The following is a 14,629-nucleotide window of genomic DNA, read 5'->3' on the forward strand; positions in this document are numbered from 1 at the left end:
CCCGCCACGCGCTCAACTCCAGGCGATCCGCTCGACCTCCCGCAGCCGGTGGGCGCCCAGGAAGTCCGGGCCGAGGGCGAGCAGCACCTGCGCCAGCTCCGCCGGGGCGGCACCGGCCTCGTCGTGGAGGCCGGAGCGCACCTCCAGCCGGCGCTCCAGCCAGCGGTCGACGGTCCGCGAGAGCCGCTCGTCCGGGTGGGCGGTCCACCGCTCCAGCCACGGGACGGGGCTGCCGGTCAGCGGAACGAGCAGCTCCAGCGCCTCCGTCGGACGCCGCTCGGACGGCCGCTCCACGAGGCGCTCCCACCAGGCCCGCAGGAACCGTTCCACGGCCGGGCGCTCGGGCCACCCGCCCCAGCCGGCGGCCAGCAGCCGGGAGGCGACCGTCGCGGGATCGGGCCCGGCGCCGTCCAGCGCGACGCGGCGCAGGACGCGGGGGAGCAGGCGGCGGTAGAGGCCGGGGAAGTCGCTCCAGTGGTCGGGCACCTCGGTGGCCGCCTCGTGCAGCAGCCGGTCGGGCACCAGGGCCGGCGGACCCGCCAGCAGCGCGAGGTCGGCCGCGGTGTAGCAGTACCCGCAGCCGTCGAGGGCGAAGGGCCGTGCGGCGTACGGGGCGAAGACGGCGTCCACACGGGCGAGCGCGTCGAGCAGTTCGGTCATGGCGGCCTGCCGGGGGACCTCACCCGGCGCCCGGGGAGGGAACGGCGCTAGTGCCGCGTCAGGCAACCTTCGCCCGTCGCGGCGCCCGGCACGCCCTCTCGCCGCACCGGCCGAAAACCCGAGTACATCCAGTACGAGGGCTTCCGGCCGGCACGCCGAGAGCACGCACCGGACACCGCTCCTTCCCGGCGAAGGTTGCCTGACGCGGCACTAGCACGCCCGGTCAGCGGGCCTTCCCGGCGGAGGTCTTCTCCTCCTCGGCGGCCGCGTGCAGGGCGCCGCCCTCCTCGCCGAAGTAGGCGACGCCGACGGCGCTGACCACGGCGAGGACGAAGCCGGAGGCGGCCAGCCAGCCCAGGCCGGCCCGGGAGGAGTCGCCGAGCCAGAGGACGCCGACGGCGCCGGGGACGACCGTCTCGCCGACGACCAGGGCGGCGGTCGCGCCGTTGACCGAGCCGATCTGCAGGGCGACGGTGTGCAGGTACATGCCGCCGAGGCCGCCGACCAGGACGGCGTACAGGGCCGGGTCGGCGAGCAGCGCGCCGAGGGCGAACGGCTGCACGCCGTCCAGGATCCGCACGCCGATGCCGAGGGCGCCGAAGCCCAGGCCGGAGAGCAGGCCCGCGACGATCGCCCCGCTCGAACCGAGCCGGCGGACGATCAGCGAACCGCCCGCGATCAGCACCGCGGAGCCGATCAGCAGCGCCCAGTGGAAGGCCCGGGCCGCCTCGTGCCCGCCCTCCGGGCCGGCGGCCACCGCGAGCAGCACCAGCGCGCCGCACAGGACGCCGATCGACAGCCACTCCAACTGGCGCAGCCGCAGGCCCAGCAGCTTGACCGAGAGCACCGCGGTGATCACCAGGTTGGCGCTGATGATGGTCTGCGACAGGAACAGCGGCAGCAGCCGGGCGGCCAGCGCGCCGAGGCCGAAGCCGATGAAGTCCAGCACCGTGCCGAGGATGAACTCCCAGGTGACGGCGGCCTTCGCGGTCGAGGACAGGCTCGGCCCGCCGTGCTCGGTGACGGTGCCGGCCGCCGCCTCCTGCCGGGCGGAGCGGCGGGCGCCGAGGGCCTGCAGGACCGACCCGGTGCCGTAGCAGGCGGACGCCGCGACGGCGGTGACGAGGCCGAGGATCACCAGGGGTCTCCTGTCAGGTGGTGCGGAAGATCGTCCCCACTATGCCCGGTCCGGCGCCCCGGGCGGCACGCGCGGTCCCAACTCCGGCCGGTCGGCGGGGGTTCGGAGGGCCGGTCTCGGCCTGGAGTAGGGGGCGCCCCAGGGGTGGGAACAGTACTCGGGGAGGGCGTGGACCGTACCGGTGGACCGGTACGGTCTGGAGCATGAGAACTGTGCTCCGCCGCTCCCGCGCCACCGGGCCCGCCGCCGTCCTGGCGGCGCTGCTCGGCCTGCTGATGGTGCTCGGGCTGTCCGCGCCCGCCTCGGCGTCCGGGCTGAACGACGCGGCCGATTCCCTGAAGAAGGTCCAGGTCTACGTCGACCCGGCGATGAACGACCGGTTCTCCAAGGACCAGGCGGACAAGCTGGCCGAGAAGCTGAAGGACGCGGACAAGCCGATCTTCATCGCGGTGCTGCCCGCCAGCGACGCCTACCCGACGAAGAACCTGTTCGGCGACCTGCGCACCAAGGTCGGCATCGTCGGCGTCTACGGCATCTGGCGCGGCGACCAGTTCCAGGCCAACTCCGACGCCAAGGCGCTGGGCAGGGCCGCCACCGACCGGATCGCGGGCGCCGCCTTCCGCTCGAACCCCAAGGACATCAACGCCACCCTGACCGAGTTCGTCGACGGGGCGGCGAAGCAGACCGAGGGCGACGGCCCGCAGCACAGCACCTCGATCGCCTGGATCCTCGTCCCGGTGCTGCTGGTCGCGCTGCTCGGCGTCGGCGTGTTCCTGCTGTTCCGCCGCGCCAGGAAGCGCAAGGAGGAGCAGGTCCGGGCCGAACTCGCCCAGCTGCGCACCGTGGTGGACGAGGACATCACCGCGTTCGGCGAGGAGCTCGACCGGCTCGACTTCGACCCCGGCGCCCCCGGCGCGGACGACGCCCAGCGCGCCGACTACACCGGCGCGCTGGACTCCTACGACCTCGCCAAGCGCACCATGGACGAGGCGAAGAAGCCCGAGGACGTCCGCCCGGTGACCGAGGCGCTGGAGCAGGGCCGGTTCGCGCTGGCCACCCTGGCCGCCCGCCGCGAGGGCCGCCCGCTGCCCGAGCGCCGCGTCCCGTGCTTCTTCGACCCGCGGCACGGCCCGTCCACCGCCGACGTGCAGTGGGCCCCGCCGGGCGGCGCCCCGCGCTCCGTCCCGGCCTGCGCCGACGACGCGGCCCGGCTCTCGGCCGGCCAGGACCCGGCGATCCGCACCGTGGAGACCGAGCACGGCCACCAGCCGTACTGGAACGCCGGCCCGGCCTACAGCCCCTGGGCGGGCGGCTACTTCGGCGGCGGCCTGCTGCCCGGCCTGCTGGTCGGCACCATGCTCGGCTCGATGCTCTCCACCCCCGGCTACGCCTACGCGGGCGACCACGACGGCGGCGGGTACGACTACAACGACGGCGCGGACGCCGGCGAGTACTCGGGCTCCGACTTCAACTCCGCCGACTTCGGCAACGACTTCGGCAGTGATTCCGGCGGGGACTTCGGTGGCGGCGGGGACTTCGGCGGCGGCAGCGACTTCGGGAGCTTCGGCGACTGACGGCCGACACCCCGGCGCTCCGTCGCCCCGGCCGCGCTGAGCGCTCAGCGCTCCGACGGCCCCCGGCCCCCGGCCCCCGTCCCGTCCGGGACGGGGGCCGTTCGCACCTCCGGGGGCGCCTCGGCGGCGGCCGGCTCCCGGCGGCCCAGCACCGCCAGCACCGCCGCGCAGGACACCAACTGCCAGGCCGCGCCCCAGCCCAGCACCGTCCCCGCCCCGACCGCCGAGGCCAGCGGCCCGGCCAGCGCCAGCCCGACCGGCCCGAACGCGAACGCCCCCAGCGTCACGTACCCGCCGACCCGGCCCAGCGCCTGCGGCGGGACGTGGCGCTGCACCAGGGTGGAGAACAGGGTGCCGGAGACGATCGAGGTGACCCCCGCCCCGGCCGCCGCCAGCACCACCAGTGGCAGCGGCCCGCCCAGCGCGAGCGTCCCCGAGGGCAGCGCCCAGCCCGCGGTCACCGCCAGGGTCGTGCGCAGCGGCCGCCGGGTCCGCCGCCCCAGCAGCGCCAGCCCGCCCAGCACCGCGCCCGCCCCGTAGGCGCCCATCACCGCGCCCCAGCCGCTCGCCCCGCCGAGCCGCTCGCGGGCCAGCACCGGGCCCAGCACCAGGAACGGCGCCCACACCAGCAGGTTGAACAGGCAGCCCTGCAGCACGCTCACCCACAGCCACCGCCGGGTGCGGAACTCGTCCCAGCCGTCGCGGAGTTCGGCGACCAGCCCGGGGCCGCCGGCCCCGGCGGGCAGCACCGGGACGCGGAGCAGGGCCAGCGCGGTCAGGCCCACCGCGTACGAGGCGGCGTCGATCAGCAGCACCCAGCCCGACCCGGCGGTGGCGGTCAGCAGCCCGGCCAGGGCCGGGCCGGCCACCGCGGCGCCGTTGCGGGCGATGCCGGTCAGCGCGTTGGCGTCGGCCAGGTCGGCGGCCGGGACCAGCCGCGGCAGCAGCGCGTCCAGCGCGGGCAGGAACACCGCCTCGCCCAGCCCCCACAGCGCCGCCAGCGCGGCCAGCGCCCACACCGTGCCGTGCCCGGCGAACAGCAGCGCCGCGGCGGCCGCCTGGGTCGCGCAGCGCAGCGCGTCCGAGCCGAGCATCACCCGGCGCGGCCCCAGCCGGTCCGCGGCCGCCCCGCCGAGCACCAGCAGCAGCACGATCGGCACGATCCGGGCGGTCATCACCACCCCGAGCCCGGAGCCGCCGCCCCCGCCGTCCAGCACCGCGAAGGCCACCGCCACCGAGGCCATCGAGGAGCCGAACAGCGAGACGGCGTACCCGGTGAAGAAGAGGCGGAACTCCCGCCCGCGCAGGACGGCGAGCCGCCGTGGAATCGACTTCATGACCGGCAGGCTGCCCCGCCGCCGGGCCGCCCGGCAAGGGCTTCCGGCGAAAAAGTTGAGCGAGACAGCATCAATTTTTGGAGGGTCGTGATCCCCCGCAGTAAATCGGCGATTTACCGCAGTTGGAGCGAGTGTTGACGGCCTGTCCGCCAGAGGATTTACTGCGGGTATGACACCCGTGGAGTTCGCCGTCGCGGCCGAGCACTACCTGGCGGGGGCCCCGCTCGCGGACGGCTCCCGGCGGGTCTACCGGATCGCCCTGCACACCTGGGCCTGGCTGCTGGTCGTCCGCACCCCGCCGTCCGGCGCCCACCGGCGGGGGGCCGCCCCGCCGGTGCTGCCGCTCGCCCTGCTGGACGGGCCGGACGCACCGGACCGGGTGGCCGCCGCGTTCGCCGAGCGGGCCGCGGCGGTGGGCGCGCGCACCGCCAACCGCGAACTCTCCGCGCTGCGGGCGGCCCTGCGCTGGTGGTGCGCCCGTGGCTGGCTGTCCGCCGACCCCGCCGCCGGGCTGCGCCCGCTGCCGACCGCCGCCCCGACCGCCGCGGGCCCGGCCGGCGGCCTCGGCGAGGATCGGGTGCGGGCCGTGTTGGCGCTGCGGGTGCCGCTGCGCGAGAAGGTGCTGTGGCACCTGGTGCGGGAGAGCGGCGCCCCGATCGAGCGGCTGCTGGCGCTGGACGTGGACCGGCTCGACCTGGCGAACCGTCAGGCCCGCACCGCCGCCGGCGAGCGCCCGCTGCGCTGGCGCGGCGGCACCGCCCGGCTGCTGCCGCTGCTGGTGGCCGGCCGCACCGCCGGCCCGCTGTTCCTCACCGGCCGGCGCGCCCCGGCCGGTGTCCCGGAGCGCGACCGCTGCCCGCTCACCGGGCGCGGACGGCTCTCCTACCGGCGGGCGGCCGAACTGTTCACCGCCGCCACCGCCCCGCTGGACCCGGCCGGCCGGGGCTGGACGCTGCACGCGCTGGCCGAGCCGCGCCGGTAGCGCCGCCGGCTCCTGTGTCCGTGGGGAGCGCGGCGCCGCACCGGTGGGGAGGGTCGGTGGAAGGGGCGTGAAGCCCGTTCCGAGCGCCCCCGAAGTGCCCGACTATGGTCGACACATGCAAGGTCACGACAGCCGCCGGTCCGTCCGCGCCACCATCTGGGTGCGCGGCCGCGTCCAGCAGGTGGGGTTCCGCTGGTGGACCAGGGCCAGGGCCCTGGAGATCGGGCTGACGGGCTACACGAGCAACCTCGGGGACGGCCGCGTCCAGGTGGTCGCCGAGGGGTCGCGCGCCGACTGCGAGCGGCTGCTCGCCGCGCTGCGCGGGCCCGGAACGCCTGGTCAGGTCAGTGGAGTCACCGAGATCTGGACCGCCGTGGGCGACGGGTACCAGGGCTTCGTGATCCGATGAGCACACCGCAGTTGCCGGTGGGAGGAGAGCCCCCGGCAACTGCCGGTGTCACAGGGTTGCCTTCGGGGCAGACTCGTGGTTGACTCCGCAGACGTAGTGATCCACTAGCCCGGCCGATGGTGTGAGGTTCCCGCCATGCAGGTGACAGGGGCGCGGTAGCGTGCGGTGATCGTGTTGACCCGTACGGTCTTTGGTGAGACGCTGGAAACCCGCGCACAGGTTTGCGTTTAACCGGCGGGGCCACGCCTGTGAGTGTGCCACTCACCAGCGGATGCCCTCGTAGTGCCCAGCCAGCACGTCCGGCGCGCAGGCGCGTGCGTATCCCTTCCCCCAAGACCCACCGTACACGGTTCGGTCACTCAGCGTGGAGGACCACACATCATGGCAAAGGCGCTTCTCGGGTACGTCGGCGGCCCCGACCCGCGAATGCTCTCCGAGATGCGACGGCTGCAGCAGCGCGTCCAGGACCTGGAGAACGAGCTGGTCAAGCTCCAGGCCGAGAACGACGCGCTGTCCGCCGTCGCCGATGAGCACTCGCTGCTCAGCAGCATCGACCTGGACCAGCGCGAGCCGGCCCTGACCTGATCGCTCGTGGTCCTCGTGAGCGACGCAGTCGTGCGCTGAGCTTCCCCGCGAGGGGATGGCAGCCTGCAAGGGACGTCCGAGGCGGACGTCCCTTCGTCGTGTCCACGACGGTCCTGTCGCTGGGACATTGCCCGACCCGCGGCGTGCCCAAACCACCGCCTGAGGGCCCGTCGGCACCCCGGCCGGATACAGTCGCCAGCGGTGGGCCGCGGCGGCGGCCGGCGGTACGGCGAGGAGGACGGTCGGGTGCACCTCAAGAGCCTGACCCTGCGCGGGTTCAAGTCCTTCGCCTCGGCGACCACCCTGCGCTTCGAACCCGGCATCACCTGCGTGGTCGGCCCCAACGGCTCCGGCAAGTCCAACGTCGTCGACGCGCTCTCCTGGGTGATGGGCGAACAGGGCGCCAAGTCGCTGCGCGGCGGCAAGATGGAGGACGTCATCTTCGCCGGCACCAGCGGGCGCCCCCCGCTCGGCCGCGCCGAGGTCAGCCTCACCATCGACAACACCGACGGCGCCCTGCCGATCGACTACACCGAAGTCACCATCACCCGGACGATGTTCCGCAACGGCGGCAGCGAGTACGCGCTCAACGGCACCGTCTGCCGGCTGCTCGACATCCAGGAACTGCTCTCCGACTCCGGCATCGGCCGCGAGATGCACGTCATCGTCGGCCAGGGCCAGCTCGACTCCGTGCTGCACGCCGACCCGATGGGGCGGCGCGCCTTCATCGAGGAGGCGGCCGGCGTCCTCAAGCACCGCAAGCGCAAGGAGAAGGCGCTGCGGAAGCTCGACGCGATGCAGACCAACCTCAACCGGGTCCAGGACCTGGTCGCCGAACTGCGCCGCCAGCTCGGCCCGTTGGGCCGCCAGGCGAAGATCGCCCGGCGCGCCGCCGGCATCCAGGCCGAACTGCGCGACGCCCGGCTGCGGCTGCTCGCCGACGACCTGCTCACCCTGCGCCGCGCCGTCGAGGCCGAGGTCGCCGACGAACTCGCGCTCAAACTCCGCCGCACCACCGTCGAACAGCAACTCGCCGCCGCCCTCCAGCGCGAAGCCGTCCTGGAGGCCCAGGTCGAGCAGCTCGGACCGGCCCTCGAAGCCGCCCGGCAGACCTGGTACCGGCTCTCCTCGCTCGCCGAACGCACCCGCGGCACCACCGGGCTCGCCGAGGCCCGGATCCGGGCCGCCGCCACCGCCGGACAGCTGGAGGAGCGCCGCGGCCGCGACCCGGAGGACCTCGAACGCGAGGCCGAACGGGTCCGCGCGGAGGAAGCCGCCCTCGAAGCCGCCCTGGAACAGGCCCAGGACGCCCTCGACGAAGCCGTCGAGGACCGCACCGGACTCGAACGCGCCCTCGCCGACGAGGAGTTGCGGCTCAGAGCGGCCGCCCGGACCATCGCCGACCGGCGCGAAGGACTCGCCCGCCTGCAGGGCCGGGCCGCCGCCGCCCGCACCCGCGCCACCGCCGCCGGGGCCGAGACCGAACGGCTCGCCACCGCCCGCGACGAGGCCCGGCTGCGCGCCGACGCCGCCGACCGGGAGCACCAGCGGCTCCGCGAACAGGAGGAGGAGTCCGAAGCGGGCGAGGAGCAGGCCGAACAGCACCACCAGCAGGCCCGCGAAGCCCTCCGGGACGCCGAACGCGCGCTCTCCGCCGCCCGCGAGGCGCTCACCGCCGCCGAGAAGGAACGCGCCGCGCTCACCGCCCGGCACGACGCCCTCGCCCTCGGCCTGCGCCGCAAGGACGGCAGCGCCGCCCTGCTCGGCCGCCCCGGCGTGCTCGGCCCCGCCGCCGAACTCCTCACCGTCGCACCCGGGTTCGAGCTCGCGGTGGCCGCCGGACTCGGCCCCGCCGCCGAAGCCCTCGCCGCCACCGACCCCGCCCGCGCCGCCGACGCACTGGCCTGGCTGCGCGCCGGGGACGGCGGCCGGGCCGCCCTGCTGATCGCCGACCGGACCGCGGACGACGCCGTGGACCCGCCCGCGGACGTGCGCCGGGCCGCGGAACTGATCGGCGGACCGGACGAGGTGGCCGCCGCCGCCCGGCGGATCCTGGCCCGCACCGCCGTGGTCGACGACCTCGACGCCGCCCGGCAGCTGATCGACCGCCACCCCGACTGGACCGCGGTCACCCGCGACGGCGACCTGCTCTCCGCCACCCTCGCCCACGGCGGCTCACCCGGCGCGCCCAGCCCGCTGGAGACCCGCGCCGCCGTCGCCGAAGCCGCCCGCCGCATCGAGGAACTCGACACCCGCTGCGCCCGGGCCGCCGAGGAACTCGCCGCCGCCCGGGCCGAACGCGAGACCCGCGCCGCCGAGGTCGAACAACTGGCCGCGCTGCGTCGCCGGGACGAGCAGCGCCGGGCCGAACGCGCCGGCGCCCTCGGCCGCTCCGGCGGCGCCGCCCGGGCCGCCCGGGACGAGGCCGACCGCGCCGCCACCGCCGCCGCCAAGGCCGACAGCGGCCTCGCCGAGGCCCGGGCCGCCGCCGAGGAACTCGCCGAACGCCTCGCCACCGCCGAGGAACTCGCCGACGGCGGCGAGGACGAACCCGACCCCGCCGAACGCGACCGGCTCGCCGCCGCCGCCTCCGCCGCCCGGCAGACCGAGCTGGAGTCCCGGCTCGCCGTCCGCACCCACGAGGAGCGGGTGCGCGGCCTCGCCGGACGCGCCGACCAGCTCGACCGGGCCGCCCGCGCCGAGCGCGAGGCCCGCGCCCGCGCCGCCGAACGGCGCGAACGCGCCCGCCGGGAGTCCGCCGTCGCCACCGCCGTCGCCACCGGCGCCCGGCACCTGCTCGGCCGGATCGAGGAGACCCTCGCCGCCGCCGAGGCCGAACGCGCCGCCGTCGAGGCCGACCGGGCCGCCCGCGAGGCCGAACTGCGGCAGTTCCGCGAGCACGGCCGCACCCTCAAGGCCGAACTCGACCGGCTGGTCGACGCCGGGCATCGCGACGAGGTGCTGCGCGCCGAGAAGCGGCTGCGGATCGAACAGCTGGAGGCCCGGGCCCTGGAGGAGTTCGGCATCGAGGGCGGCGACCTGCTCGCCGGCTACGGCCCCGACCAGCCCGTCCCCGCCCCGCCGCCCGAGGACGGCCAGGAACCCGGCGAGCCCCGCCCCTACGTCCGCGCCGAGGTCGAACGGCGGCTCAAGGCCGCCGAGCGCGCCCACCAGCAGCTCGGCAAGGTCAACCCGCTCGCGCTGGAGGAGTTCGCCGCGCTGGAGGCCCGGCACCGCTTCCTCGGCGAACAGCTCGACGACCTGCGCAGGAGCCGCCGCGACCTGATGGACATCGTCCGCGACGTCGACACCCGGGTCGAGCAGCTGTTCACCGCCGCCTACCACGACACCGCCGCCCAGTTCGAGGGCGTCTTCGCCCGGCTGTTCCCCGGCGGCGAGGGCCGGCTGCTGCTCACCGACCCGGAGAACATGCTCACCACCGGCGTCGAGGTCGAGGCCCGGCCGCCCGGCAAGAAGGTCAAGCGGCTCTCGCTGCTCTCCGGCGGCGAACGCTCGCTCACCGCCGTCGCCCTGCTGGTGTCGATCTTCAAGGCCCGGCCCAGCCCGTTCTACGTGATGGACGAGGTCGAGGCCGCGCTCGACGAGACCAACCTGCGGCGGCTGGTCGGGATCATGGAGGAGCTGCGGGAGAGCTCCCAACTGATCGTCATCACCCACCAGAAGCTCACCATGGAGTCCGCCGACGCCCTGTACGGCGTCACCATGAAGGGCGACGGCATCTCCCAGGTGATCAGCCAGCGGCTGCGGCCGCCGGCGCGGGCGGCGGCACCGCAGCAGGAGCACAGGACAGCGCTGGAACCCGCGCAGCCGGGCCCGGCATAGGCGCTACGTGATACTGGACGGGTTATGGAATACGTGATCCTTGCCGTTGTCATTGCGGTGGTCGCCATCGGCGCGATCACCGGACTCGTCGTCTCCGGCAAACGACGCAGAGAACTGGACCGGTCGAGCCGACCGCCGACCATCACCGCGCCCGCGAAGCCGGAGCCGGGAACCACCGCGACCGCCCCGGCGAAGCCCGCGGAGGGCGCCGCCGAACCCACCGCGCCGCCCGCCGCCACCGGCGCCACCCAGGCCCCGGAAGCCCCGGTCGCCGAGGAGCCGGCCGAGGAGCCGGCCGTCGGGGAGCCGACCGCCGAAGAGGCCGAGGCCGCACCCGCGATCGAGGTGCCCGAGCCCACCGCCGGGCGCCTGGTGCGGCTGCGCTCCCGGCTCTCCCGCTCGCAGTCCACCCTCGGCAAGGGCCTGCTCACCCTGCTCTCCCGGGACCGCCTCGACGAGGACACCTGGGAGGAGATCGAGGAGACCCTCCTCACCGCCGACGTCGGCGTCGGCGCCACCCAGGAGCTGGTCGACAACCTGCGCACCCGGGTCAAGGTGCTCGGCACCCGCACCCCCGACGAGCTGCGCGGCCTGCTCCGCGAGGAACTGGTCAAGCTGATCGGCACCGAGGCCGACCGCACCGTCCGCTCGGTCAAGCACGAGGAGGGCCCGGCCGTGGTGCTGGTGGTCGGCGTCAACGGCGTCGGCAAGACCACCACCACCGGCAAGCTCGCCCGCGTCCTGGTCGCCGACGGGCGCAAGGTCGTGCTCGGCGCCGCCGACACCTTCCGCGCCGCCGCCGCCGACCAGCTCCAGACCTGGGGCGAACGGGTCGGCGCGCACACCGTCCGCGGCCCCGAGGGCGGCGACCCGGCGTCCGTCGCCTTCGACGCCGTCAAGCAGGGCATCGCCGACGGCGTCGACACCGTCCTGATCGACACCGCCGGCCGGCTGCACACCAAGACCGGCCTGATGGACGAGCTCGGCAAGGTCAAGCGGGTGGTCGAGAAGCACGGCCCGGTCGACGAGGTGCTGCTGGTGCTGGACGCCACCACCGGACAGAACGGCCTGGTCCAGGCCCGGGTGTTCGCCGAGGTGGTCGACATCACCGGCATCGTGCTCACCAAGCTGGACGGCACCGCGAAGGGCGGCATCGTCATCTCGGTGCAGCGCGAACTCGGCGTGCCGGTCAAGCTGATCGGCCTCGGCGAGGGCGCGGACGACCTCGCGCCGTTCGAGCCGGGGGCGTTCGTGGACGCGCTGCTGGGCTGACGTACCGCCGCACCGGCGCACCTCGATGAGGCCCGTCCGGGAGGGAACCGCCCTCTCGGACGGGCCTCGTCGTGCGTCCGTGCGCAGGGCCTAGCTGGCCAGCTCCGCGGTGCGGGCGCGGGTGCGGTGGCAGGCGTAGGCGAGGGTGCCGAGCAGCAGGCGGGCCTCGGGCGGGGCGCTGTCCGGGGTGGGGCGGCGCAGCCAGCGCATCGGGCCGAGTGGGCCGAGCGGGGTCGGCGGGGCGGCCAGGTAGGAACCGAGGCCGTGGCAGGCGAGGTCGAGCGAGGCGTCGTCCCAGCCCATCCGGTAGAGCAGGTCGGGCAGGCGTTCGGCGGTGCCGGGGGCGACGAAGAGCAGCAGCCGGCCGGCGGGGGAGGCCAGCACCGGGCCGACCTGGGTGCCCATCCGTTCGAGCCGGACCAGGGCCTGCAGGCCGGGCTGGGCCGGCACGTCCAGGACGTCGAACCGGTGGCCGGTCGGGAGCAGCAGCGGGGCGTCGGCCGGACATCGGGCGGCGAGCTCGGCGGCCGTCGCGCCGGGGGCGATGACCGGCCCGACCAGGTGGTGCAGGTTGGGCGCGGCGCAGTGCGGGACGCCGCAGTCGCAGGCCGTCGGGGCGGCCGGGGCGGCGAGCCGGGCCGGGCTGCCGACGGCCAGCGTCCAGCCCCAGCGCCCGGAGTACTCGGCGGCGGCCTGCAGCGCGGTGGGCCGGGTGCGGCGGCGGGCGCCGAGGGGGGTGAGCCGCAGGGTGCCGAACAGCTTGTCCATGCCACCCCCAACCGGTTCCGGTCGCCGCTGGTTACGGGACGGTGACAGGGCGTCGTCCGATGGGCGCGTGGTGCGTGGTGCACCGGAGGCGCGCGCGGACCGGCGCACACCGATCCGGGTGGCGCGGGCGAGCAGGCGCCTTGCACCAGCGCTTCGGATGCCGGATCGTCGTTGCCGCACGCGTGCCTCCGTCGGGTTCCGTCGGGTCCGGGCATGTGCCGGGGTCATGCAGAGCTGACTCCCAGTGAAGCGCGGTAGCCGGCCCGGTAGTTCACTCTTGGGGGTGGCGAAAGGTGGCGTTTCTCCGACGTTGCTCCCCCGGATGGCGGAGGCGCGCTACGTTCGGGATACGGAACGCAGCCGACCGGTCACGCGGGCGGCGATGAACACGAGTCAGGGCGAAGCGGGGCCCCGGGTTCGGGGCGGGATGGGGACGGTCCCATGGGTGAGAAGCAGCCGAACGAGAAGCTGGGCTCCTGGTTCACGCGCAGCGGCTGGTCGAAGGGCGAGCTGGCGCGTCAAGTGAACCGCAGGGCGCGGCAGATCGGCGCGCACCACGTCTCCACCGACACCTCGCGGGTGCGCCGGTGGCTGGACGGCGAACAGCCGCGCGAGCCGATCCCGAAGATCATGTCGGAGCTGTTCTCGGAGCGCTTCGGCTCGGTGGTCTCGGTCGAGGACCTGGGCCTGCGCACGGTGGTCCAGGTGACCACCGTCGGCAGCGGGGTCGACCTGCCGTGGAGCCCGCAGCAGACCGTGCAGGCGATCAGCGAGTACTCGCGCAGCGACCTGATGCTCAACCGCCGCGGCTTCCTGGGCACTTCGCTGGCGCTGACGGCCGGCGCGGCGCTGATCGAGCCGATGCAGCGCTGGCTGACGCCCGGCCCGAACGGCGCGCCGACCCCGATCCTGGCGGCGGCCAACGGCGGCCAGCAGTTCTCCGGACGGCTGTCCGAGCCGGAGATGCAACTGCTGGAGCAGACCACCGAGATGTTCCGGAAGTGGGACGCGCAGAACGGCGGCGGCCTGCGCCGCAAGGCGGTGGTCGGCCAACTCCACGAGGTCACCGACCTGTTGCAGGAGACCTACCCCGAGACGACCACCAAGCGGCTGTTCCGGATCACCGCCGAACTCGCCCACCTGGCCGGCTTCATGTCGTACGACGTGGGCATGCACCCGAGCGCGCAGAAGTACTACGTGCTGGCGCTGCACGCGGCCAAGGAGGCCGGCGACCGCCCGTTCGGGGCGCACGTGCTGACCGACATGAGCCGGCAGATGATCCACCTCAACCGCGGCGAGGACGCGCTGGAGCTGATCCACCTCGCCCAGTACGGCAGCCGGGACACCGCCACCGCCCGCCAGCAGTCGCTGCTGTACGCGATGGAGGCGCGGGCGTACTCCACCATCGGCGAGGTCAACCGGTGCGCCCGGGCGGTGCGGCTGTCCGAGGACACCTTCAGCGAGATCCGGGAGACCAACGAGGACTCGCCGAACTGGCTGCGGTTCTTCTCGTACGCCGAGCTGTGCGCGGAGAACGGCCACTCCTACCGGGACCTGGCGTACACCTCGGACCGCGGGGTGGCGATGGCCAAGGCCGCCGAGCCGCTGATCACCGAGGCGGTCGACCGGTTCCGGGAGGACGGCGACCACGTCCGCACCTACGCGTTCAACCTGGTCGGGATGGCCTCGGTGCGGCTGCTGCAGCGCGAGCCGGAGGAGGCCGCGAAGTACTGCGAGGAAGCGGTCGACATCGCCAAGAAGGTGCGCTCCGAGCGGCTGAACACCCGGGTCCGCAAGACCTCCGAGGCCGCCAGCCGGGACTTCCGCGGCGCCCCCGGGGTGGACCGGCTGGCCGAGCGGGTGGTGCACGACATCCCGGAGTTCGTCTCGGTGGTCTGACCCCTCCGCCGCTCCGTCGCCCACGGCCGTCCGCCCCCCGTCCGGACGGCCGTCGGCGTATAGCACGCGCTGTCCAGTACGCGTCACCTGCCGTGGTTCACCTGCCCGTAACGGGCGCGTCGACCGCGTCACTGCGGCGAAACACCGAGCCGCATCGGCCGA

The 14,629-nt window shown here is 75.0% G+C and carries 11 protein-coding genes; 7 read left to right on the top strand and 4 right to left on the bottom strand.

Going from position 1 to position 14,629, the window contains the following annotated elements:
• Positions 1-12: 12 nt before the first annotated feature.
• Positions 13-660: a hypothetical protein gene (locus OU787_RS22310; protein WP_268660365.1), complete on the bottom strand. Its 648-nt coding sequence runs from the start codon at positions 658-660 to the stop codon at positions 13-15.
• A 223-nt stretch (positions 661-883) separates the two neighbouring features.
• Positions 884-1,798 (bottom strand): hypothetical protein, encoded by a 915-nt coding sequence (locus tag OU787_RS22315; protein ID WP_035954420.1) that lies wholly within the window; start codon positions 1,796-1,798, stop codon positions 884-886.
• A 203-nt stretch (positions 1,799-2,001) separates the two neighbouring features.
• On the opposite strand from OU787_RS22315, the gene OU787_RS22320 reads away from it, so the two are divergent.
• The gene (locus tag OU787_RS22320; protein ID WP_268660366.1) at positions 2,002-3,372 is read left to right on the top strand and encodes a hypothetical protein; all 1,371 of its coding nucleotides are present in this window, start codon (positions 2,002-2,004) and stop codon (positions 3,370-3,372) included.
• 44 nt (positions 3,373-3,416) lie between these two features.
• Here OU787_RS22320 and OU787_RS22325 read toward each other — a convergent pair whose 3' ends face one another.
• A complete protein-coding gene (locus OU787_RS22325; RefSeq protein ID WP_035954417.1) occupies positions 3,417-4,709 on the bottom strand; it encodes an MFS transporter in 1,293 nt (430 codons plus the stop codon).
• A gap of 169 nt (positions 4,710-4,878) precedes the next feature.
• Here OU787_RS22325 and OU787_RS22330 point away from each other — a divergent pair, with 169 nt between their 5' ends.
• The 5 genes from OU787_RS22330 to ftsY all read left to right on the top strand — a co-directional run bounded on the left by OU787_RS22330 (position 4,879) and on the right by ftsY (position 11,800).
• A complete protein-coding gene (locus tag OU787_RS22330; protein ID WP_030458830.1) occupies positions 4,879-5,691 on the top strand; it encodes a hypothetical protein in 813 nt (270 codons plus the stop codon).
• Positions 5,692-5,806: 115 nt separating this feature from the next.
• Positions 5,807-6,100, top strand: a complete 294-nt coding sequence (locus tag OU787_RS22335; RefSeq protein ID WP_030458829.1) for an acylphosphatase — start codon at positions 5,807-5,809, stop codon at positions 6,098-6,100.
• 381 nt (positions 6,101-6,481) lie between these two features.
• A complete protein-coding gene (locus OU787_RS22340) occupies positions 6,482-6,685 on the top strand; it encodes a hypothetical protein (protein WP_030458828.1) in 204 nt (67 codons plus the stop codon).
• A 246-nt stretch (positions 6,686-6,931) separates the two neighbouring features.
• On the top strand, positions 6,932-10,528 hold the full coding sequence (gene smc / locus OU787_RS22345) for a chromosome segregation protein SMC (protein WP_030458827.1): 3,597 nt from the start codon (positions 6,932-6,934) through the stop codon (positions 10,526-10,528).
• Positions 10,529-10,552: 24 nt separating this feature from the next.
• The gene (gene ftsY, locus OU787_RS22350; RefSeq protein WP_030458826.1) at positions 10,553-11,800 is read left to right on the top strand and encodes a signal recognition particle-docking protein FtsY; all 1,248 of its coding nucleotides are present in this window, start codon (positions 10,553-10,555) and stop codon (positions 11,798-11,800) included.
• 90 nt (positions 11,801-11,890) lie between these two features.
• On the opposite strand, the gene OU787_RS22355 is transcribed toward ftsY, so the two are convergent.
• Positions 11,891-12,568: a bifunctional DNA primase/polymerase gene (locus tag OU787_RS22355; protein ID WP_030458825.1), complete on the bottom strand. Its 678-nt coding sequence runs from the start codon at positions 12,566-12,568 to the stop codon at positions 11,891-11,893.
• A gap of 441 nt (positions 12,569-13,009) precedes the next feature.
• Here OU787_RS22355 and nsdA point away from each other — a divergent pair, with 441 nt between their 5' ends.
• Positions 13,010-14,467 carry a transcriptional repressor NsdA gene (nsdA, locus tag OU787_RS22360; protein WP_030458824.1) on the top strand — a complete coding sequence of 486 codons (1,458 nt, stop codon included), beginning with the start codon at positions 13,010-13,012 and terminating at the stop codon, positions 14,465-14,467.
• The last annotated feature ends 162 nt before the right edge of the window (positions 14,468-14,629 follow it).

This window comes from Kitasatospora sp. YST-16, assembly GCF_026802215.1.
Taxonomy (GTDB): Bacteria; Actinomycetota; Actinomycetes; order Streptomycetales; family Streptomycetaceae; genus Kitasatospora; species Kitasatospora cineracea.

What these genes read in the sequence shown, in the direction of transcription:
- ftsY (WP_030458826.1), top strand. Translation starts at nt 10,553, where the DNA reads ATGGAATACGTGATCCTTGCCGTTGTCATTGCGGTGGTCGCCATCGGC.
- OU787_RS22330 (WP_030458830.1), top strand. Translation starts at nt 4,879, where the DNA reads ATGACACCCGTGGAGTTCGCCGTCGCGGCCGAGCACTACCTGGCGGGG.
- OU787_RS22310 (WP_268660365.1), bottom strand. Translation starts at nt 660, where the DNA reads ATGACCGAACTGCTCGACGCGCTCGCCCGTGTGGACGCCGTCTTCGCC.
- nsdA (WP_030458824.1), top strand. Translation starts at nt 13,010, where the DNA reads ATGGGTGAGAAGCAGCCGAACGAGAAGCTGGGCTCCTGGTTCACGCGC.
- OU787_RS22335 (WP_030458829.1), top strand. Translation starts at nt 5,807, where the DNA reads ATGCAAGGTCACGACAGCCGCCGGTCCGTCCGCGCCACCATCTGGGTG.
- OU787_RS22355 (WP_030458825.1), bottom strand. Translation starts at nt 12,568, where the DNA reads ATGGACAAGCTGTTCGGCACCCTGCGGCTCACCCCCCTCGGCGCCCGC.
- OU787_RS22320 (WP_268660366.1), top strand. Translation starts at nt 2,002, where the DNA reads ATGAGAACTGTGCTCCGCCGCTCCCGCGCCACCGGGCCCGCCGCCGTC.
- OU787_RS22325 (WP_035954417.1), bottom strand. Translation starts at nt 4,709, where the DNA reads ATGAAGTCGATTCCACGGCGGCTCGCCGTCCTGCGCGGGCGGGAGTTC.
- OU787_RS22340 (WP_030458828.1), top strand. Translation starts at nt 6,482, where the DNA reads ATGGCAAAGGCGCTTCTCGGGTACGTCGGCGGCCCCGACCCGCGAATG.